The following is a 20,599-nucleotide window of genomic DNA, read 5'->3' as shown; positions in this document are numbered from 1 at the left end:
GCTGGGCGTCAGGCTCACCACCCTGCGTCCGGAGCAGGCCGCCTACATCGGCGTCAAGGTCGAAGGCCCGTACAAGCCCGACCACTACCGCTACTAATCCCATGATCGCCACCGAGGACATGCGCGACCCCTGGCTCCCGGACCGCCTCCTGCGCACCGAGCGGGACGCCCTGGTGCCGCTGTTGCGCCGCACGCCCCCGGCCGCGTACGCGCTGCGCACCGCCTGCCCGGGATGGACGGTTCGCGACGTGCTCGCGCACTGTGCGGCCGCCCTCGTGCGCATCGTGGAGGGCCGGCTGGAGGAGGGGGTCTTCCTCCCCGCCGCCAACGCCGCCGACGTCGCGGAGCGGGCGGACCGGCCCGTGGCGCGGATCCTGGACGAGCTGGAGCGCGGCCTGACCGAGGCCGGGCCGGCCATCGCGGCCGGTGACGGCACCCTGGACGCCGTGGCGCTGGGGGAGTGGATCCACGCGGGCGACGTACGCGAGGCGCTCGGCGAGCCGGGCGCCTACGGCGGGGCCGCCCTGGAGCTCTCCCTGCCCCTGCTCCGCACGGCGAGCCGCAAGCGCGCAACGCCCCGGCTGCTGGCGGACATCGCCGGGCAGCACGGGGCGCTGGTCCTGGGCAACGCGGTGGACGGCCGTCCCGCCGCCCGCTTCCGGGGTGACGCACCGACGCTCATCCGTCTCTACTCGGGCCGCCCGCTGGTCGGCACCCGCTACGAACTGGCGGGAGCGGCCGAGGAGGAACTGCTCATCTACCGGTGAAGGGAAAGCGGGAAGCGTGAACCGGGAAGCGTGAACCGGGAAGCGTGAACCGGGCGAACAGCACGGCGACGCGGCGCGCACGGCTCCGTCCCGGTCCGGCCGCCCGACGCGGCGCGCGGACCGGGACTCAGTCGATCCTGACGACCTGGAACGCCTCCGCCATGCGCCCCGCGGGCAGCCCGGCGGCCCGCGCGTGCTCGCCCAGCCACTCCCGGAGCAGCCCCGCCAGGTCGTCGAAGTGCGCGGTCTGCGAGGTGTGGATCCGCAGCGCCTCCACCTTGCGGTCGAAGACCGGGGTCACGTCGATGTACTGGTTCGGGGTGGGACCCGTCATCAGCCACAGCTCCGGCACGGTCCACGGCTCCAGCCCCTCCTCCTTGAGCAGGGACGGATGGGCGAACGGGTTGCGCGCCTCCGGGTAGACCGCCCGCAGGGCGGCATCACCGACCGCCCGGTGGTCCGGGTGCAGGTCGGCGACGCGCGCCCAGTTGATCTCGGGGCTGGGGATGACGGCGCGCTGCGGGCGGACCTGACGGATCACCCGGCACAGGTCGCGGCGCAGCTCGACGCTCGGCTCGACGTAGCTGTCGGGATAGCCGAGGAAGCGGACGTCGTCCACCCCGCTGCGCTTCGCGGAATGCACCTGTTCGGCCCGCCGGAGGTCCCCCATCGCCTGCCGGGGCAGCTGCTCGTCGTAACCGCCGGCGCCGCCGTCCGTGACGATGCAGTACGTCACCCGGGTCGTGCCCTGAGCGATCCACCGCATGACCGTGCCGCTGACGCAGAACTCGATGTCGTCCGGGTGCGCGGCCACCACGAGCAGGGACTCCGGGGCGCTTCGGTCTATGGGATCGGTCGCGAAGTGTTCCATGGGAGCAGCCTGTTGGGCGGCGGGAGGCGCCGCAAGACAACCCCTTTGGCGTGTCCGCGCAACGGCGTGAATGCGCAAGCGCTTCCCGGTCCTGCCACTTGTTTCCTCTGGCACGCTTGTCTGGACCCCGGTTCTCCATTGTTCCCGGGAGTCGCGAATTCGACCGCATGCGCGTCCAGTTCCCCGTAGGGAGACCGAGCGAAGAATGCCATTCGAGAATCCGCATGCCGTGGCGGCCGGCAACCGGCGCCAATTCGACCGCACTCGGCCCCGTCCGGCGCGATTCAGCGCCGTGCGGCCGCACGAGGACTTAATCCGCTCCACCCCTTTCGAGCCTCGCTGAGCATTGCGCACCACAGCGTCAAGGAGGTCCCATTGAGCACCCCCGTCTGGATCACCGCGACCCCTCCCGCCACCCACGGCGAACTCCACGTCGGCCACCTCGCGGGACCGTACGTCGCCGCCGACGTCCTCTCCCGGTACCTGCGCGCCGAGGGCGAACCGGTCCTGTTCACCACCGGCACCGCCGACCACAGCAGCTCCGTCCACGCCCGCGCCCTGCGCGCGGGGCGCAAGCCGGAGGAGGTCGCCGAAGGGTTCCGGGAGGCGATCACGGCGGACTGGGTTCGTTCGGGCGTCGAGTTCGACCACATCGTGCGGCCCCGCCAGGACGAGGGCTACGCGGGCTGGATGTCGGACCTCTTCCGGCAGCTCCACGCCGAGGGCGTGATCGCCGCCCGGACGCGGCTGATGCCGTACTGCGAACCGTGCGGGCGCTGGCTCCACGGGGCGCACGTGACCGGCTCCTGCCCGCACTGCGCGGCTCCCGGCGAGGGCGGGATGTGCCATGAGTGCGCCCGCCCCAACGACGGGGGCGACCTCCTCGAACCGCGGTGCACCCGGTGCGGGACGTCTTCGGTGCTCCGGCGCTGCCGACGCCTGTACGTCCCGCTCGAACCGTTCCGCGACGCCCTGGCCGGGTACTGGTCCGAGGCGGGCCTGCCGCCCCGGCTGGCCGCGCTGTGCGAAGCGCTGCTGGAGGACGGCCTGCCGGACGTCGCGGTGACGAACCCGGCGGAATGGGGCCTGCCCGTACCCGTCGACGGCTTTCCCGAGCACCGGATCGACGGCTGCTTCGAGACCGCCGCGATGCACCTCTTCGGCTACGGGGAGGGCCGGCCCGTGCCCGGACGCGCCGTCCACTTCTGCGGTTTCGGGCACGCCTTCTGCCACGCCGTGCTGCTGCCGGTCCTGCTGGCCGCCCGCGGCGCGGTGCCGGCGCAGGAGTTCTGCGTCAACGAGGCGTACGTCATCGATGACCCGGCCGCCGGCCACGGCGAGGGCCACCAGGCCTGGGCGCTGGACCTGATCACCGAATACGGGTCCGACACCCTGCGCCGGCACGTCCTGGCGGCCCGCCCCGTGGGGCGGCGCACGCACTTCCGTACCGACCGGCTCGCCGCGGCCCGCCAGGAGCTGGACGAGAACTGGAACAGCTGGCTCTCCCGGCTGTTCGCCGCCGTCCGCGAGCAGTGCGCCGGCCTGGTCCCGGCCGCGCTCCCCGGCGGCACGGGCTGGCCGGTCCTGGAGCGGCGGCTGCTGCGCGCCGTGGCGGACCTGCGCGAGGCGTACGGGCCGGACGCCTTCGACCCGCGCAGGGCGGTCGCCCTGCTGGACGAAGTGGTGCGCTCGGCCGCCGACTTCGGTCACGTCAACGCACACGACGTACACCGCCCCGGCCGCGATGGCCGGCACCTGCCCGCCCTGTCGGCGCAACTGGCCGTCGCCCGGGCGCTCAGCGCGTGGGCGCGGCCGGTGATGCCGGAGGGCGCGGACCGGCTGGCCTCGGCGCTCGGGGCCGCACCGGGACTGCCCGTCTCGGCCGAGGCGCTCGCGCCACCCCGGCCCGGCACCCGGCTGGCACCCCCCTCGGGGCCGGTGTTCGGCTTCTGACCCCCACTTTCCGCTAGGAGATCCACGTGTCCCTGCGCGTCGCCATGCTCAGCGTCCACACCTCGCCGCTGCACCAGCCCGGCACCGGGGACGCGGGCGGCATGAACGTCTACATGGTCCAGCTCTCCCGGGCCCTCGCGGAACGCGGCGTCGAGGTCGACCTGTACACCCGCTGCCGGGGCGAGGGCGGACCGGCCCGGGTCGACCTCGCCCCCGGCGTGCAGGTCCGCCACCTGCCGGCCGGTCCGCGCGCGGCACTGCCCAAGGAGGACATGCCGGGGCTGGTCGTGCCGTTCTCGCTGGCGCTGCTCAAGGAGGACCGGCGCTACGACCTGGTCCACTCCCACTACTGGCTGTCCGGCCAGGCCGGCCGGATCGCCGCCGCGGGCTGGCGGATCCCCCTCGTGCACACCGCCCACACGCTCGCCCGGGTGAAGAACGCCGCGCTCGCCGAAGGGGACCGGCCGGAGCCGGAGCTGCGGATCCGGGGCGAGCACCAGATGGCGGCTGCCGCGGACCGGCTGATCGCCAACACGGCGGACGAGGCCCGGGCGCTGCGGGAGTTGTACGGGGCCACCGCCCGCCGGACCGAGATCGTCCGGCCGGGCGTGGACCTGCGCACCTTCGGGCCGGGCCGGGGGCGGGCGGCGGCGCGGGCCCGGCTCGGCCTGCCGGCGGACGCGTTCGTCCCGATGTACGCGGGCCGGATCCAGCCGCTCAAGGGCCCCGACGTCATGGTGCGGGCGGTCGCCGAGCTGCTGTCGGCGGTTCCGGGGCTCCGCCCGCGCCTGGTCGTCCCCGTGGTGGGCGGGCATTCGGGGGCCGGGCCCCGTGGCGGGGCCCGGGAGCTGGCGCGCGAGCTCGGGGTGGCGGACGTACTGCGGCTCTCCCCGCCCGTGCCGCAGGGGGAGCTGGCCGAGTGGTACCGGGCGGCGGACGTCCTGGTGGTGCCCTCGCGCAGCGAGTCGTTCGGGCTGGTCGCGCTGGAGGCGCAGGCCTGCGGAACCCCGGTCCTGGCGGCTGCGGTCGGCGGTCTGCCGACCGCGGTGCGGGACGGGGTGACCGGGATGCTGGTGGACGGCCACGATCCGGCCGAGTACGCGCGGCGGCTGCGCCGGCTCGTCGAGGATCCCGCGGTGGGCGTCGCGATGGGGGAGGCGGCCGTGGCCCACGCGCGGGCCATGAGCTGGCAGGCCGCCGCCGCCCGGACGCTGGAGGTCTACCGGGATGCGCTGGGGGAGGAGCACCGGGCGCGGGCGGCGGCGGGGCGCCGGGAACGAGTGAGGCAGGAGCGGCGGCACGCTCCTGCCTCGCCGACGCCTCTCTCCTGGAGGGTCGAGAAGGCCGGAATGCCAGCCTAACAGCTCTTTTGACTTGACCAAAGGTATGTAAGCGTAACGTCAATGTGAACTCCGGTCCGGACGGCTCCAGTTCCGCCTCAGACGCACTACAGGAATCGGGCCCCGCCCCGTGAGGCGTAGGACAATGGAGAGGTCTTCACGCGATCCCGGCGGCACGGGTAGCGAAGACCCCGAACCCATTCCGGCTTCCTGGAGGAATCATGTCCGCTCGCCTGTTCTGTACCGCGGCCGTCACCACCGCGTCGAACGGCAACGGCTGGGACTAGTGTCCCGCGCGGGTTCCGCCCGCCTGCCGTACGGCGAAAGCCCCGCGCACGCCTACCCCCACGGGTCGGGCGGCGGCGGGGCTTTTCCGCCGCGGTGCGGTCGGTCGGTGCGTCAGTCCAGCCAGCCGAGGCGCTGGGCGCGCACTCCGGCCTCGAACCGGCTCGACGCCCCCATCTCCTGCATCAGTTCGGACAGCATGCGGCTGACCGTGCGCAGGGAGACGCCCAGTGTCCGCGCCACCTTCTCGTCCTTCATGCCGGAAGCGAGCATCTTCAAGGCCGCCCGCTGCTGTTCGGACAGCCCGTCCCCGCCGACTTCGGGGGCGGCGTCGTCACCGTACGGTGTCGCCGCGTGCCAACAGTGCTCGTACAGCGCCCGGTAGGAGCGCACGAGCGCCGGGCCGCGGGCGAGGATCGCGCCGGCCGCCCGGTCCTCGGGGTGGACGGGCAGCACGGCGAACTGCTGATCGGCGATGATCATGTTCATCGGGACGGCGGGCGACATGCGGATCTCGACCCCCGCCTCGACCCGCCGGCGCAGCATCTCCGTCGCCTCCGGCGAGGTGGTGATGCGCTGGTGGTAGATGGCCCGGATGCGCACGCCGTTGTCGATCTGGCGCCGGTCCCGGCTCAGGACGCGGTCGGCGACCTCCCGGACCAGGGCGGTCACGTGCATCGAGGCCAGGTCGTGCTGGATGACGTCGGTGATGTCCTCCAGCACCTGCTGGATCCGGCCGTAGTCGTCGAGGATCTCCACCTCGACCTCGGAGCCGCTCAGCGAACCGGGCCGCAGGAACGTGCCGACCAGCGTTTCGAGGGAGGCGTAGGCCCGGTCGGACTCGTCCAGGTGCTCGCGCAGCCGCTCGCGTTCCCGTCGCAGCATGCGCAGCAGGGCGATCTCGGGGTCGACCACGGCGACGGCGTCGGTCCCCGACTCCCAGGTGCCGGCCTGGAGATCGGCCCGCGTGGCGTGAGTGGTCCCGGTCGGCACGATCAGGCCGAGCCCGATCAGTTCGGCCCGTCGCCGCTCGTACTCCTCGGGGGCCAGGCCGAGTTCGCGGGACACGTCGCCCAGGTCGGACACCCCGCGCAGGCGCAGCTCCTGATAGAGGGCGAACACCCTGTCGGCCGACTGGATGCCGTCCCTGCCATCGCCCGCTGCCATCGCGCAGTGACCCCCTCGTCTTGCGAATCGACAGTCACACTTTGACACATGCGGCTGGAGGGGCTCTCGCTCCCTCGATTCGCATGTGACGGGCGTCACCTGGACCATTCGCCGCCCTGTCGGGCGCCCAACGGGTGTCGCTACGACGCCCCTTCCGCCCGGAGGCAGTCGGGGCAGAGGCCCTTGAACACCACTTCCGCGCCGCCGCCCATCCGCCACTCCAGCAGCACCTCGTCGGCCGGCTGCGGGACTTCGGCCCGTACGTTCTCCACCCGGCCGCAGCGCAGGCAGAGCGCGTGCTGGTGCGGCGGGCCGGCGATCTCGAAGACGGCGGGCAGACCCGGGCGGTCGAACTTCGTCGCCAGCCCGGTCTCCAGGAAGTGGCGCAGCATCTCGTAGACGGCCTGGCTGGTCAGCGTGCCGAGCCGGGCGCGGGCGGCCGCGGTGATGGCCTCGACGTCCAGGTGGCCGCCGGCGGACAGGACTTGCAGCACTTCGAGGCGCGGTCCGGTGACGCGCAGCCCCACGTCACGGAGGCGCTGGATGACCGCCTCGCGGCCCGTCGACTCCTCCACGACAGCCATTCCTCCGCCACCCGCTCCGCCATCGGTCCGCTGTCTGGGTCCGCCCAAACCTTTGGGTGCATCGTACCTCTTGCCCGACGGGGGCAGGGGGGTACGGGCGCGCGCGGCCGGGAGTCAGCCGGCGGCCCGGCAGACGAGGAAGACGCTCTCGGTCCGCTCGTCGATGCGGTGGCGCGAGCGGCGCTCGACGCGCAGGCCCGCCGCGTGCAGTTCGGCGGTCAGCCGGCCCGCGTCGACGATCCACTTGTCGGTCGTCAGGACCACCCGTTCGCTGCTCCGCTTGCCGGTCCGCACCGTGTAGTACGTGATCCGTTCGCTCATCTCCTCGAGCCCGAAGACCTGCCGGGCCACGGCCCACTCCTCGACGCCGTCGAACCGGGGAACCTGGAAGGCCCAGGTCCGCTGCGGATCCTCGGCCAGGTCGCGGAGCCGGTGCGCGGTGTAGTCGAGGGCCAGGACGCCGCCGGGGGTCAGGTGGGCGGCGATCTCGCGCAGCAGCCCCGGCCGCGCGTCGGGCGGTACCGCCGAGACCATCGCCCCGGCCAGCAGCACCAGCCGGTACCCCCGCCGCAGCCGCAGGGAGGCCAGGTCCGCCCGGGTGGTGGCCAGCCGGTCCGCGACCTGCGGGCCGATCCGCCGGCCCCAGGCGTGCAGCCGCTCCAGGGACTCCGGGTCGCGGTCCACGCCCTCGACCTCGAAGCCGTGCCGGGCGAAGGGCACCGCGAGCCGCCCGGCGCCGCAGCCCAGGTCCAGTACGGGGCCGCCGACGCCGCGCGCCAGCCTGAGGCAGCGCACGATGTCGGCGCTGTACGGGCCGAGCAGCGCGCCGTGCAACCAGGCCGCGGGCTCCGCCACGGGCGAGACCGACTCCAGGCCGGGCAGGTACTCCGCGGCGTCGCGGATCCCGGTGCAGACGCGCGTCGGGGCGCCGGGCCCCCCGGGGCGCGCGGACGGCAGGACCGGTGCGAGCGCGGCGGCCCCGACGGGCAGGGAAGTGCCGCTCGGTGTGTGCATCGCTCCTCCAGGGGCTCGCTCGGTCCGGCCGTCCGGGGCGTGGCTCCCGTGCCGCCGGGACCGCGCCGCTGAGGAAATCCTGTCCGGTGGGCGTGCTCCCCACCAGGGGGAACGGGCTGCGTGAACACGCGATGGCGTGGATCTGCCACGCGGCCCGGGGGAGTGGCCGGGCAGCGGCCGGGTGTCAGAGCGGGCGGCGCAGGCGGAGCGGGAGGGCGTCGGTGAAGCCGTGGCGGGCGAAGAACGGGACAGAGGGATCGGCTTCGACGGGCAGGCCGATCCACTGGGCGGCCGCCGCGTGCGCCCGCATCCGCTCCGTCGCCGCCGCCAGCAACGCCGTGCCGATCCCGGCGCGGCGCCGGTCCGCCGCCACGCACAGGGAGTACAGCTCGCCTTCGGCGGCGACGGGGACACCGCCCGAGACGGCCCCCACGACCCGCCCGGCCGCGTCGGCCGCGACCAGCCAGCCGAGCCGGCCGGGCGCCCCGCCGGGAATTTCAATTTCCGCTCTAATGCGGGGCAGTGAACATTGCTCCGACACGAGGCGGGCGGTGCGGATTTCTCCGAGCGTGCCTTCGTAGCCCGCGCGAATCGCGGCCGCCAGCAGCCGGGATATCGCCGTCGCGTCACCGGGCGCGGCCGATCGCACGTCAGCCAGCAGCATCCGTCCCGCACCCCTCGCCGTCCCGGTCCTGAGCCCGTCCGAGCCCACAATAGCGGGGAATTCAAGGGACCGGTGGCGGTGCTAAATCTACGAATTCGCTTAGTAATTCAGGGGATTGGGGTACCGGCTATCCCGGGACCGAGCAGCAGGCGAAGACCAGCGGCGTGATCACCGAGACGGCGGCGGCCACCGCGAGCAGCCCCCGCAGGGCGGGGTGACCCGGAGCGGGCGGGGCTAGGATGCGGTTCATGCGCAGCGCGGCCGAGGGGCCGCCCGCCGCGAACGCCCGGTGCGGTGCCTGTCCGGCGGCCAGGGCGTACAGCGCTTGGGCCAGTGCGTCACGGGAACAGCCGCGCAGTGCCCGGTCGTCGGCGGCCATCTCCAGCAGCAGCGGTACCGCCTTCCCGCCGATCCGGACCAGCGGCAGGCCGCGGAACACCCGCGCCGAGTACGCCCCGGCCGCGGCGACCAGCAGGTGGTGCCGGCCGCCGATGTGGGCCCGCTCGTGGGCGAGCGCCGCCGCCAGCTGCGGTCCCGTCAGCATCGCCACTGCGCCCGAGGAGACCACCACCCGGCGCGAGCGTCCGGGCAGGCAGTACACGGCGGGCCGATCGTCCTCCAGTACCGTCACCCCGAGCTGCGGGTCGGCCCGGCCGACCAGCCGCAGCAGGTCGGCGTGGCGCGTCCGGGCCCGCCGCGCCCGCAGCAGTTCCCGTACGAAGCCGGTCGCGGGCAGCGCCGCGACGGCGAGCGCCGCAGCCGCGGCGAGGAACTCCCGGGCCGTGGCGGCCGCCAGCCGGTGCGGGGAGGGCGCGCTGAACGTCAGGGCCAGGTCGGCGAGCCGGTGGCTGGTGCGCGCCGGGAGCAACAGCTGCGCCGGCAGCATCGCCGCGGCCAGCGCGAACACGGTGCCGCAGGCGATCCAGACGGCCAGCGCCAGGCGCGGGGCCTGCTGCGCCCAGCGGGCCCGGGCCAGCAGCCAGGGGGCCGCCAGGCCGGTGACCAGGACCAGGCCGAGCGGGGGCAGCACGTGGTGGTTCACCGTTCGCGTCCCGCGCCGTCGGCGGGCGCGTCGCCCGACCGGCCGGGCCGGGCGGCCCGCAGGGCGGCGTCCAGGGCTTCGACGTCCTCGCGGGACATGCGCTCCACGAACCGCAGCAGGGTGGCCTTGCGGTCCTGGCTGTCACCCAACGCGTCCTGCATGAGCGCAGCGGTGTACTCCTCGCGGCTGCGGACCGCCTCGTAGATCCAGGCCCGGCCGGACTTCTCGCGGCGCAGCCAGCCCTTGCGGTGCAGGATGTCGGCCACGGTCATGACGGTAGTGTAGGCGACCCGGCGGCCCAGGTTGATGTCGTCGACGACCTCGCGGACGGAGGCGGGCCGTTGCCACAACCAGAGCCGGTCCATGATCTCGGCCTCCAGATCTCCCAGTCGGCGCACGCGCATTCCTTTCGGCCCCTCACCCCTCGCGAGCGGCTCATCGTACGGGCCGCCCGTCCCCCGGGGGCATACCCCGGCCGGGTAGCCGGGCGGCCCGGCGGGGCCGGAACGGCGCACTGCCCTCCCGCGAAATCTCCTCCGCGGAAGGGCAGTTGCGCCGTAGGGCGTCAGGTGCGGATCAGGCGGGCGATCGCCTTGGTGGCCTCACCGACCTTGGCCTTCGCCTGGTCGCCGCCCTGCGCGATGGCCTCGGTGACGCAGCAGGCGAGGTGTTCGTCGAGCAGCGTCACCGCGCAGGACTGGAGCGCGGCGTTGATCGCGGACACCTGGGTCAGTACCTCGATGCAGTAGACGTCGTCGTCCACCATCCGCTGCACGCCGCGGACCTGGCCCTCGATCCGCCGCAGCCGTCTGATGACGTCTTCCTTGTGTGCTGAGTAACCGGCCACGGGGACTCCTCAGTTGGCGGCGGCCCGGAAGCCGCGCAGACGCAGGCTGTTGCCGACGACGAAGACGGAGGAGAAGGCCATGGCCGCTCCGGCGATCATCGGGTTGAGCAGTCCGGCCGCGGCGAGCGGCAGGGCGGCCACGTTGTAGGCGAAGGCCCAGAACAGGTTCGAGCGGATGGTGCCGAGTGTCTTGCGGGCGAGCCGGATGGCGTCGGCGGCGGCCCGCAGGTCCCCGCGTACCAGGGTCAGGTCGCCCGCCTCGATCGCGGCGTCCGTGCCGGTGCCCATGGCCAGGCCGAGGTCCGCCTGGGCGAGCGCGGCCGCGTCGTTGACCCCGTCGCCGACCATGGCGACGCTGCGCCCTTCGGACTGGAGCCGCTTGACGACGTCGACCTTGTCCTGCGGCATGACCTCCGCGATGACCTCGTCGATGCCGACCTCCGCGGCGACGGCTTCGGCCACCGCCTTGTTGTCGCCGGTGAGCAGGATCGGGGTGAGACCGAGGGCGCGCAGCCGCCGGATCGCCTCGGCGCTGGTGTCCTTGACCGCGTCGGCGACCTCCAGGACCGCGCGGGCCTCGCCGTCCCAGGCGACGGCGATCGCCGTGCGGCCCGCGGCTTCGGCGGCGGCCTTGGCGCGCTCCAGCGCAGCCGGCAGGGTCATCGCCCACTCGGTCAGCAGCTTCTCGCGGCCGACCAGGACGGCATGGCCGTCCACGACGCCCTGGACGCCGAGGCCGGGGATGTTGGCGAAGTCCCCGGGAACGGGCAGGACGCCGACCCGGGCGGCCGCGCCGGAGGCGACGGCCTGTGCGATCGGGTGCTCGGAGGCGTGCTCCAGTGCGCCCGCCAGCCGCAGTACGTCGTCCTCGGCGGTGCCCTCGGCGGTGTGCACCGCGAGGAGGGTCATCTTGCCGGTGGTGACCGTGCCGGTCTTGTCCAGGACGATCGTGTCGACCTTGCGCGTGGTCTCCAGGACCTCGGGGCCCTTGATCAGGATGCCGAGCTGCGCGCCGCGGCCGGTGCCGACCATCAGCGCGGTAGGGGTGGCCAGGCCCAAGGCGCACGGGCAGGCGATGATCAGTACGGCGACGGCTGCGGTGAACGCGGCGGTGAGACCGGAGCCGGAGCCGAGCCAGAAGCCGAGGGTGGCCAGCGCGAGGCCGATGACGACCGGTACGAACACGGCGGAGATCTTGTCCGCGAGGCGCTGGGCCGCGGCCTTGCCGTTCTGGGCGTCCTCGACCAGCTTGGCCATCCGGGCCAGTTGGGTGTCGGCTCCGACCCGGGTGGCCTCGACGACCAGGCGCCCGCCCGCGTTGAGGGTGGCGCCGGTGACGGAGTCCCCGACCCCGACCTCGACGGGCACGGACTCCCCGGTGAGCATGGAGGCGTCCACGGCGGAGGAGCCCTCCACCACCGTGCCGTCGGTGGCGATCTTCTCGCCGGGGCGGACCAGGAAGCGGTCGCCGGCCTGGAGCTCGGCGGTGGGGACGGTGACCTCGCGGCCGCCGCGCAGCACCGTCACCTCCTTGGCCCCCAGTTCCAGCAGCGCCTTGAGCGCGGCGCCGGCCTTGCGCTTGGAGCGGGCCTCGAAGTACCGGCCGGCCAGGATGAAGGCGGTGACCCCGGCGGCCGCCTCCAGGTAGATGTTCCCGGCGCCGTCGGTGCGGGCGATGGTGAACTCGAAGGCGTGCGTCATGCCGGGCGTGCCGGCGGTCCCGAAGAACAGCGCCCACAGCGACCACAGGAACGCGGCCGTCGTGCCCACCGAGATCAGGGTGTCCATCGTGGCGGCGCCGTGCCGGGCGTTGGTCCACGCGGCGCGGTGGAAGGGCCAGGCGGCATACGTGACCACGGGCGCGGCCAGCGTCAGGGAGAGCCACTGCCAGTACTCGAACTGGAGCGCCGGGACCATGGCCAGCGCGATGACCGGCACCGCGAGCGATACGGCGGCGACGAGCCGCTGGCGCAGGGGGCGCAGCTCGTCGGGCTCCTCCGCCGGCGTTTGAGGGCCGCCGTCCACGGGGGCGCGCACCGGCTCCCGGGCGGTGTAGCCGGTGGCTTCGACGGTGGCGATCAGGTCGGCCACGGAGATGTCGGCGTCGAAGGTGACCTTCGCCTTCTCGGTGGCGTAGTTGACGGTGGCCTCGACCCCGTCCATGCGGTTGAGCTTCTTCTCGATGCGGGCCGCGCACGAGGCGCAGGTCATGCCGCCGATGGCGAGCTCGACCTGGGCGGCGCCGGCTGTGGTGGTGGTCATGAGAACTGCTCCTCGTTCGAGCGGGGTGGGGGCCGGGGCCCGGCGGTTCGGGCGGTGACGCGGGGCGGAGGGACGGGCCCCGGCGGCCGGGTCGGGCGGGTGTCAGGCGGCCCGGCCGGTGAGTTCGTAGCCGGCGTCGTCGATCGCGGCGGCGATCGCCGCGTCGTCGGCCCCGCCGGCCGTGGTCACGGTGACCAGGCCGCCGTCGACGTCGACGTCGACGGACAGGACGCCGGCGAGCGCGCTCACCGAGGTGGTGATGGCGCTCTTGCAGTGGCCACAGGTCATGCCGGAGACGCGGTAGGTCGTGGCGGTGCTGTCGGCGACGGCCACGGCCGTTTCGCCGGTGCCGGTGCCGCAGCTGCCGTCGGGAGTGCAGCAGGAAGACATGGATCTCTCCTTCGTCGGGTCTGGTGCTCAGCGAGGTCGGGATACCCTGTGGGGGTATCCCGGTTCGCTTCAAGATATACCCCCCGTGGGTATTCGGCGCAAGCGTTCGCCGCGCTTGACTTGATACCCCCCAGGGGTATGGTGAAGTGCATCGAACCGCCGAACGCGGCAGCACGTCGTACGGGAGAGCAGTCATGAACACCGGAGTGAGGATCACCGCTTATGCCGCCGCGCTCGCCGCGGCATTCGCAGCCGCGTACGGGGTCGGCAAGGGCGTCGGCCCCGTGGGGGCACCCGCGTCCCCGGAGCACGCGAGCCATGCGACCCGGGCGAAGGCGCCCGCCGCCGGCGGCGCCCACGCGGGCCACGAGGAGGCGGCCCAGGGGCCGGCCGCGGGCGGCCTGCAGGTCTCGGACGGCGGCTACACCCTCGCCCTGGACACCCCGCAGGCGGCCCCCGGGCCGGGGGAACTGAGGTTCTCCGTCAAGGACCGCGAAGGCCGCAACGTCACCGGGTACCGGAGCGAGCACGGCAAGGAGCTGCACTTCATCGTGGCCTCGCGCGACCTGACCGTCTACCGGCACCTGCACCCGGTCCGCGCGCAGGACGGCACCTGGTCGACCCCGGTGGACCTGCCGGCCCCCGGCGCCTACAAGGTCTTCGCCGACTTCACCCCGTCCGCCGCCGACGCGAAGGGCGTCACCCTCGGCGCGGACCTGGCCGTGCCGGGCCCGTACACCCCCGGCCCGCTGCCCCCGGCCGCCCCCACCACCGAGGTGGACGGCTACCAGGTGGCGCTGGCCGGCACCCTGGACCCGGGCAAGGCGGGCGAGCTGCGGCTCACCGTCAGCAAGGGCGGCAAGCCGGTCACCGATCTGGAGCCCTACCTCGGCGCCTACGGCCACCTCGTCGCCCTGCGGGACGGGGACCTGGCCTACCTCCACGTCCACCCCAACGCCGGTGGCCCCGGGCCGGACGTCTCGTTCACGGCGACGGCCCCCAGCGCGGGCACCTACCGGCTCTTCCTGGACTTCCAGCACGAGGGCACGGTCCGCACCGCCGCCTTCACGGTCCGGGCGGGCGGCGGTCAGGCGGCCGCGCAGACCCCCGCCGCGGTGCTCCCGCCCGCCCCCGAGCAGGGCGGACACACGCACTAGGGGGCGCGCCCCACGGCCCTTCCCGCGCACACCCCGCCCCGCCAGGGCGGCAGCCGCCTTCCAGCGGGCCTCGTGCGGGGTTCGAGCGCCGCTCGGCCGGTCGATACGGCGCCCTTCCCTAACCTGCCCGTCAGAAGGTTCCGAGCACCTCCCGGCGGGTCCGGCAGGGCATCGCGACGAGACGCGGACACGGCCGGTCGGCCGTGGGGATGGGGCGAGATGTCTGACATCGGCACCACGGGCGATCCGGTCACCCGGCAAGCGCGCACCAACGGTCCCCGCCCCCGGGACCAGAGATGATCCCCCTGTCGTTCGCCCAGCGGCGCCTGTGGGCCCTCCACCGGCTGCAAGGCCCCTCGGCCACCTACAACGTGCCGTTCGTCCTGCGGCTGCGGGGCGAACTGGACACGGACGCGCTCGAAGCGGCCGTACGGGACCTGGTGGCCCGGCACGAGAGCCTGCGCACCGTGTTCGTCGAGGACGACCACGGGGACGCGTTCCAGCGCATCGCGCCCCCCGCCGGCGTGTCCCTGACCGTGCCGGTGACGGACGCGGCACCGGAGGAGCTGGCGACCGCCGTGGCGCGGGCCGTGTCCTACCCGTTCGACCTCACGGCGGAGATCCCCGTACGGGCGACCCTGCTCAGGTGCTCACCCGAGGAGCACCTGCTGGTGCTGGTCGTCCACCACATCGCCTGCGACGAGGAGTCGGGCAGGCCCCTCACCCGCGACCTGTTCACCGCCTACGCGGCACGGCGCGCGGGACACGCCCCCGGCCAGGGCGAACTCCCCGTGCAGTACCAGGACTACACGTTCTGGCAGCGCGACCTGCTGGGCGACGAGGACGACCCCGCCGGCCTCGCGGCCGCCCAGGTGTCCTACTGGCGCGAGGAACTGGCGGGCGTACCGCAGCCCTCGGCGCTGCCCACCGACCGCCCCCGGCCCCCGGCGGCGAGCTACCGGGGCGACCTGTACGAGTTCGCCGTCGAACCGCAGCTGCTGACCGCCGTCGAGAAGCTGGCCACCGACCACGGCGCGAGCGCGGCGGTGGCGGTGCAGTCCGCCCTGGCCGTCCTGCTGCACCAGCTCGGCGCCGGCGACGACCTCACGATCGGCTGCCCCGTCACCGACCGCACCGAGGAGGCCCTCGCGGACCTCGTCGGGTTCTTCGTCAACACCTGGGTGCTGCGGCTGGACCTGTCCCGCAACCCCTCCTTCGCGGAGCTCCTCGGGACGGCCGCGACCAAGGCGCTGAACGCGAACGACCTGCACGACGTGCCCTTCGAGCGACTGGTGGAACTGATCGCCCCCGAGCGTTCGACGGCCTACCACCCGCTGTTCCAGGTGCGGTGCGCCTGGCAGCCCGCCCCGCCCGCGATCGAGGTCCCCGGGCTCCGGGTCGCCGTCGAACCCGCCTGCACCGGAACCGCCACCTGCGACCTGTCCTTCGTCATCGTCCCGGATCCGGCCGGCGGAGCGCGGGTCCGGCTCACCTACGCCACGGACCTGTTCGACCGCGCCACGGTGGGGGGGCTCGCGGCCCGGTTCCTGCGCGTGCTGCGCCGGATCGTCGCGGACCCGGACATCCCGGTCGGCGCCGTGGACGTCCTCGACGGCGAGGAGCGCGCACGGCTGTCGTGGCCGGCCGGCGACCCGGCCGCCGAGGGGTCCGGGGAGACGGTCGTCGCGCTCTTCGAACGGCAGGCCGGGGCGACCCCGGACGCCCCCGCCGTCCTCGACGCGGACGGCTCGCTCAGCTACGGGCAGCTCGACGCCCGGGCCGACCGGGTGGCCCGGGAACTGGTCCGGCGCGGGGCCGGTCCGGAGGGCCTCGTCGGTCTCGCCCTGCCCCGGACGGCCGAACTCGTCGTCGGCCTGCTCGCCGTGCTCAAGGCCGGAGCTGGCTGCCTGCCGTTCGATCCCGCCCGGCCCGGCCCGGCGCCGTTCGACGCCGTCCCCGCCGGCCCGCGCCCGCTGCTGGTCCTCACCGACTCCGCCACCGCGGCGGGCCTGCCCCCCGGCGGCGTTCCACGACTGTGCCTGGAGGACATCGGCGCCGACGCACCGGGAGACCCGGCCGTCCGGGCCGCCACCCCACGGCCGGACCACCCCGCCTGTGTACTCCCGGGCACCGCGGCGCCCGGCGGCACCGTCGTCACCCACCGCAACCTGGCCGACGGTGTCCGCCGGCTGACCGGGCGCCTCGGCGTGCTCACCGGCCGGCGGATGCTCGCGGCCTCCCCGTCCGGCTCCGACGCGTCGGTGTACGAACTCCTCACCCCGCTCTGCGCCGGGGGCAGCGTCGAAGTGGCCCGCGGCCCCGAGGCGTTGACGCAGGGGCGCGGCCGGCCCGCGCAGGTGCTCGGTACGACCCCCTCGGCGTTCGCCGCCCTCGTCGACCGGATCCCGGCACGGACCGGCGTACAGGCGGTCGTCTTCAGCGGGGAGCCGCTGCCCGCGTCGCTGGCGGACCGGGCGCGGGCCGCCCTTCCCGGCGTCCGGGTGATCGAAGCCCACGGTCGGGCCGACGCCTTCTGCACCCCCGCGGCCGGGCCCGGCGCCGGCGACTCCGCCGGCCTGCGGACGTACGTACTCGGGCCCGGCCTGGCACTCGTACCGCCGGGGACGGTCGGCGAACTGTACGTCGGCGGCCCCGTCGGCCGCGGCTGCCCCGGGCGGCCCGGAACGACGGCGGAGCGGTACGTCGCCGACCCCTTCGGGCCGCCCGGCGGGCGGATGTACCGTACGGGCGACCTGGCGCGCCGGAACGCCGACGGACGGCTGGAGCACCTCGGCCCCGCCGCCGACCGGGTCACCGCGGGCGGACCGGGCAGCGAGACGGCCCGGGTGGAGGCCGCGCTGACGGCCCACCCGGGCGTCTCGCAGGCCGTGGTCGTCGCCCGCGAGGGCCGCGGCGGCAGCCCGTGCCTCGTGGCCCACGTCGTACCCGGCGGCGGAGCCGGCCTCGACGCCGGGGAGGACGTCCACGGGTACCGGGCCGAGCTGCGGCGGTTCGTCTCCGCGCGGCTGCCCGACTACCTGGTGCCGGCCGCCTTCACCGTGCTGGACCGGATGCCGCTGACGGCCGGCGGCACGCTCGACCGGGCGGCGCTGCCCGCAGCCGACCCCGACGGCGGCGGGTACCGCGCCCCGCGCACCGCCGCCGAGGAGGCGCTGGCAGCGGCGGTGGGGGAGGTGCTCGGGCTGGAACGGGTCGGTGTCGACGACGACTTCTTCGCCGCCGGCGGCGACAGCATCCGCTCCGTCCAGGCCGCCGCACGGGCCCGCGCCCGGGGCGCGGACGTGACCCCGCGCGAGATCTTCGAGCACCGCACGGTGGCCGACCTGGCGGTGCTCGCCGCCGGACGCACCCGGGCTGCCCCGGAACCCGCCGAACCGGAGGGCGGCGGCGTCGGCTGGATGCCGCTGCTCCCGGCGGCCCGCCGACTTCCGGCCCGCGGCGCCGGGAACCGGCTCGCATTGGCGCAACTTCTCGAACTCCCGCTGGACATCGACCTGTTCACCTTGATGGCGACCCTCGGTGCGGTCCTGGACCGGCACGACGTGCTGCGCTCCCGGCTGGTGCGCGACCCGCAGCCCGGGCTGCGGGTCGAGCCCGCCGGGCTGGTGAACCCCGCCTCGCTGGTGCGCCGGATCCCGTGCGGCGGCCCGTGGGACGACGCGCTGACCGCCGCCGAACTGGACGCGGCCGTCGGCCGGCTGGACCCGGCCGCCGGGGTGATGGTCCAGTTCGTCTGGTTCGACCGCAGCGCCGTGGGCCGGGGCGGCACCGGACGGCTGCTGGTCGTCCTGCACCCCCTCGTCGCCGACGCGGCGTCGTGGCGGATCCTGCTGCCCGACCTGGCCGACGCCTGGGCCCGGGCCCGGTGCGGGGTCCCCTCGCTGCCCCGGGCGGGAACCTCCGTACGCCGCTGGGCGCACGCGCTGGAACGCGAGGCGGCCAGTGCGGACCGGGTGGCCGAGCTGGCGGTCTGGCGCGAGGTCCTCGCGGCGCCGGACACCGTCCTCGGCCGCCGCCGCCCCGACCCGGCCGTGGACGTGACGGCCACCGTGCAGACCGTACGGGTCCGCGTCCCGGCAGCGGTGAGCGAACCCCTGCTGACCGCGGTCCCCGCCGCCTTCCGCTGCCGGATCGAGGACGTACTGCTCACCGCCCTGGTCCTGGCCCTGGCCCGGTGGCGCCGCGGCAGGGGCGACGGCCAGACCTCCTCGCTGATCCGCATCGAAGGCCACGGCCGGCCGCGCGACGTGGTGCCGGACGCCGACCCCACCCGGACGGTGGGCCCGTTCGCCGCGGCGTTCCCCGTACTCCTGGACGTCGGCGGGACGGACCTGGACGAGGCGCTCGCCGGGGGCCCCGCCGCCGGCCGCGCGCTCAAAGCGGTCAAGGAGCAGCTGCGCGCCGTCCCGGACGAGGGCCTCGGTTACGGGCTGCTGCGCCACCTCAATCCGCGGACGGCCGCCGAACTGGCCGGGTACCCGGACCCGCAGATCGGGTTCGGGTACCACCGGGCCTTCGGCGCCGACGACCTGCCGGTGGGCCTGCGGGGCTCGGGCTGGGCGCCGGCGCCCGGGCCGGCCCCGGCCCCGGACGGGCAGGCGCCCGCGCCGTCGGCCCTGGAGGTCGCCGCCCGCACCACGGAAGGCGGGTCGGGCCCCGAACTGACCGCGTCCTTCGGCTTCCCGGCGGGTGTGCTGTCCGAGGCGCAGGTGGCGGAGCTGGCCGGCCTGTGGGTCACCGCGCTCACCGGTCTCGCCCGGCACGCGCGGCAGCCGGGCGCCGGGGGGCTGACGCCCTCGGACGCGCCGCTGGTGCGGGTGGCCCAGGCGGAGATCGAGGAGTGGGAGGCACGGTACGGGCGGCTGGCCGAGGTGTGGCCGGTGTCGCCCGTCCAGGCGGCGGTGCTGCGTCCGGCGGGCCCTGCCGGGTCCCCGCCCGGCCCGTCCCCCGTGCAGTTCGTCATTCCGGTGGAGGGCCGGGTGGACCCCGTACGGATGCGGGCGGCCGGGCAGGCCCTGCCGGTGCGCCACCCCAACCTGGGCGCGGGCTTCGGTACGGCCGCATCCGGGGAGCCGGTCCAGATCGTCCCCGAGGACGTACGGCTGCCCTGGCGGTACCTCGACCTGGCGGCGGCCGCCGAGGACGTCCGCGACGCGCAGACGGGGCGGCTCCTCGCCGCGGAGCGCGCCGCCCGGTTCGACCCGCTCGCCCCGCCGCTGCTCCGGCTCGCCCTGATCGGGCTGGGAGGGCGCGCGGAGCTGGTGGTCACGGGGCATCCCGTGCTTTTCGACGACCGGTCCGCGGCGGTTCTGGTGCGGGATCTGCTCCGGCTGTACCGCGTGGGCGGCGACGCGTCGCTGCCGACGGCCGCGCCGGGCTACGGGGACTGCCTGGGCGCGCTCGGCAGGACCGCGGTCCCGGTCCTGTGGCGCCCGCGGCCCGCCGCTCCGCCGGACGGGACGGGAACGCAGGCCGGCGGCCGGGTGGAGGCGGAGGTGGCGGCGGGCGATGCGCGCGGGCTGTCCCGGTGCGCCGCGCAACTCGGGATCGCGCCGGACACGCTGGTGCGGGGCGCGTGGGCGATCCTGCTCGCCCGGCTCGGCGGCAGCCGCGACGTGGTGTTCGGCGTGACCGTCCCCGGCCGTCCGGCCGGAGTGCCCGGTGTCCACGAGACGGTCGGGCTGTTCGCCCACACCGTCCCGGTACGGGTCTCCTACGGCCCGGGCGACACGGTGGGGCAGCTCCTGCGGGCACTCGAGCGGCGCCCCGGCCACGGCCTGGCGGAGATCGGGCGGCACCCGGGCCCGAAGGCGCCGTTCGACTCGCTGGTCGTCCACGAGCCGGGTCCGGACCCCCTGGACGGTCTCCGCGGGACCACCGCGGCGGCCGGCATCACGGTCAGCGGGATCCGCCGCTGCGCGCCTTCCCCGTACCCGCTGACGCTGCGCGTCGCCGGGGCCGGCCCGCGGATCACGCTCGACGCCCGCTCCGATGCCTACGAGCGCGGCGCGGTGGAGGCGCTCGCGGCGTCCTTCGCCCGGGTGCTGCGCCAGGTGCGGACCGACCCGGAGCTGCCGGTGGACGCAGTGGGCCTGCACGGGGCGGACCTGCACGGTGCGGACCTGCACGGGGCGGACGGGCACGGGGCGGGCGGGTACGGGGCGGGCGGGTACGGGGCGGGCGGGCGCGCCACGACGGCACGGGCCGTCGCCGGGTGAGGGGAGCGCGGGCCCGC

16 protein-coding genes are annotated in these 20,599 nt (G+C 75.1%); 6 read left to right on the top strand and 10 right to left on the bottom strand.

What is annotated here, in order from left to right; translation table 11 throughout:
* Both ACWGH1_RS04645 and ACWGH1_RS04640 read left to right on the top strand, forming a co-directional pair.
* A partial coding sequence (locus tag ACWGH1_RS04645) for an adenosylhomocysteinase (protein ID WP_453356450.1) occupies nt 1–97 on the top strand: 97 nt, incomplete at its 5' end.
* Nucleotides 98–101: 4 nt separating this feature from the next.
* Entirely contained in the window at nt 102–767 is a 666-nt protein-coding gene (locus ACWGH1_RS04640) for a maleylpyruvate isomerase family mycothiol-dependent enzyme (protein ID WP_453356446.1), read from the top strand.
* A 127-nt stretch (nt 768–894) separates the two neighbouring features.
* On the opposite strand, the gene ACWGH1_RS04635 is transcribed toward ACWGH1_RS04640, so the two are convergent.
* Nucleotides 895–1,638 (bottom strand): PIG-L deacetylase family protein, encoded by a 744-nt coding sequence (locus tag ACWGH1_RS04635; protein ID WP_453356447.1) that lies wholly within the window; start codon nt 1,636–1,638, stop codon nt 895–897.
* 375 nt (nt 1,639–2,013) lie between these two features.
* Here ACWGH1_RS04635 and ACWGH1_RS04630 point away from each other — a divergent pair, with 375 nt between their 5' ends.
* The gene (locus ACWGH1_RS04630; protein ID WP_453356448.1) at nt 2,014–3,591 is read left to right on the top strand and encodes a class I tRNA ligase family protein; all 1,578 of its coding nucleotides are present in this window, start codon (nt 2,014–2,016) and stop codon (nt 3,589–3,591) included.
* Between the two features lie 44 nt (nt 3,592–3,635).
* Nucleotides 3,636–4,952: a D-inositol-3-phosphate glycosyltransferase gene (gene mshA / locus ACWGH1_RS04625; protein WP_453408422.1), complete on the top strand. Its 1,317-nt coding sequence runs from the start codon at nt 3,636–3,638 to the stop codon at nt 4,950–4,952.
* 378 nt (nt 4,953–5,330) lie between these two features.
* Here mshA and ACWGH1_RS04620 read toward each other — a convergent pair whose 3' ends face one another.
* The 9 genes from ACWGH1_RS04620 to ACWGH1_RS04580 form a co-directional block, all read right to left on the bottom strand.
* On the bottom strand, nt 5,331–6,383 hold the full coding sequence (locus ACWGH1_RS04620; protein WP_453353313.1) for a LuxR C-terminal-related transcriptional regulator: 1,053 nt from the start codon (nt 6,381–6,383) through the stop codon (nt 5,331–5,333).
* Between the two features lie 140 nt (nt 6,384–6,523).
* Nucleotides 6,524–6,958, bottom strand: coding sequence for a Fur family transcriptional regulator (locus ACWGH1_RS04615; RefSeq protein WP_453353314.1), 435 nt, complete (start codon nt 6,956–6,958; stop codon nt 6,524–6,526).
* A 123-nt stretch (nt 6,959–7,081) separates the two neighbouring features.
* Entirely contained in the window at nt 7,082–7,981 is a 900-nt protein-coding gene (locus ACWGH1_RS04610; protein WP_453353315.1) for an SAM-dependent methyltransferase, read from the bottom strand.
* Between the two features lie 184 nt (nt 7,982–8,165).
* The gene (locus ACWGH1_RS04605; RefSeq protein ID WP_453353316.1) at nt 8,166–8,645 is read right to left on the bottom strand and encodes a GNAT family N-acetyltransferase; all 480 of its coding nucleotides are present in this window, start codon (nt 8,643–8,645) and stop codon (nt 8,166–8,168) included.
* A gap of 127 nt (nt 8,646–8,772) precedes the next feature.
* Nucleotides 8,773–9,687 (bottom strand): M56 family metallopeptidase, encoded by a 915-nt coding sequence (locus ACWGH1_RS04600; RefSeq protein WP_453353317.1) that lies wholly within the window; start codon nt 9,685–9,687, stop codon nt 8,773–8,775.
* Entirely contained in the window at nt 9,684–10,085 is a 402-nt protein-coding gene (locus ACWGH1_RS04595) for a BlaI/MecI/CopY family transcriptional regulator (protein WP_453353318.1), read from the bottom strand. Before ACWGH1_RS04595 ends, ACWGH1_RS04600 begins: the two co-directional genes overlap by 4 nt.
* 167 nt (nt 10,086–10,252) lie before the next feature.
* Nucleotides 10,253–10,534 carry a metal-sensitive transcriptional regulator gene (locus tag ACWGH1_RS04590; protein WP_453353319.1) on the bottom strand — a complete coding sequence of 94 codons (282 nt, stop codon included), beginning with the start codon at nt 10,532–10,534 and terminating at the stop codon, nt 10,253–10,255.
* Between the two features lie 9 nt (nt 10,535–10,543).
* Nucleotides 10,544–12,796, bottom strand: a complete 2,253-nt coding sequence (locus ACWGH1_RS04585; protein ID WP_453353320.1) for a heavy metal translocating P-type ATPase — start codon at nt 12,794–12,796, stop codon at nt 10,544–10,546.
* 102 nt (nt 12,797–12,898) lie between these two features.
* Nucleotides 12,899–13,186, bottom strand: a complete 288-nt coding sequence (locus ACWGH1_RS04580) for a cation transporter (RefSeq protein WP_453353321.1) — start codon at nt 13,184–13,186, stop codon at nt 12,899–12,901.
* Nucleotides 13,187–13,380: 194 nt separating this feature from the next.
* Here ACWGH1_RS04580 and ACWGH1_RS04575 point away from each other — a divergent pair, with 194 nt between their 5' ends.
* Nucleotides 13,381–14,343: a hypothetical protein gene (locus ACWGH1_RS04575; protein ID WP_453353322.1), complete on the top strand. Its 963-nt coding sequence runs from the start codon at nt 13,381–13,383 to the stop codon at nt 14,341–14,343.
* A 296-nt stretch (nt 14,344–14,639) separates the two neighbouring features.
* Nucleotides 14,640–20,582 carry a condensation domain-containing protein gene (locus tag ACWGH1_RS04570; protein ID WP_453408418.1) on the top strand — a complete coding sequence of 1,981 codons (5,943 nt, stop codon included), beginning with the start codon at nt 14,640–14,642 and terminating at the stop codon, nt 20,580–20,582.
* Nucleotides 20,583–20,599 lie beyond the last annotated feature (17 nt).

This window comes from Streptomyces sp. NPDC054883, from assembly GCF_053610645.1.
This window is presented reverse-complemented; position numbering and strand designations above follow the sequence as displayed.

Excerpts from the sequence above, each read along its gene's own strand:
- ACWGH1_RS04585 (WP_453353320.1), bottom strand. The coding sequence starts at position 12,796 with ATGACCACCACCACAGCCGGCGCCGCCCAGGTCGAGCTCGCCATCGGC.
- ACWGH1_RS04605 (WP_453353316.1), bottom strand. The coding sequence starts at position 8,645 with ATGCTGCTGGCTGACGTGCGATCGGCCGCGCCCGGTGACGCGACGGCG.
- ACWGH1_RS04610 (WP_453353315.1), bottom strand. The coding sequence starts at position 7,981 with ATGCACACACCGAGCGGCACTTCCCTGCCCGTCGGGGCCGCCGCGCTC.
- ACWGH1_RS04620 (WP_453353313.1), bottom strand. The coding sequence starts at position 6,383 with ATGGCAGCGGGCGATGGCAGGGACGGCATCCAGTCGGCCGACAGGGTG.
- ACWGH1_RS04635 (WP_453356447.1), bottom strand. The coding sequence starts at position 1,638 with ATGGAACACTTCGCGACCGATCCCATAGACCGAAGCGCCCCGGAGTCC.
- ACWGH1_RS04580 (WP_453353321.1), bottom strand. The coding sequence starts at position 13,186 with ATGTCTTCCTGCTGCACTCCCGACGGCAGCTGCGGCACCGGCACCGGC.
- ACWGH1_RS04640 (WP_453356446.1), top strand. The coding sequence starts at position 102 with ATGATCGCCACCGAGGACATGCGCGACCCCTGGCTCCCGGACCGCCTC.
- mshA (WP_453408422.1), top strand. The coding sequence starts at position 3,636 with ATGCTCAGCGTCCACACCTCGCCGCTGCACCAGCCCGGCACCGGGGAC.
- ACWGH1_RS04575 (WP_453353322.1), top strand. The coding sequence starts at position 13,381 with ATGAACACCGGAGTGAGGATCACCGCTTATGCCGCCGCGCTCGCCGCG.
- ACWGH1_RS04570 (WP_453408418.1), top strand. The coding sequence starts at position 14,640 with ATGATCCCCCTGTCGTTCGCCCAGCGGCGCCTGTGGGCCCTCCACCGG.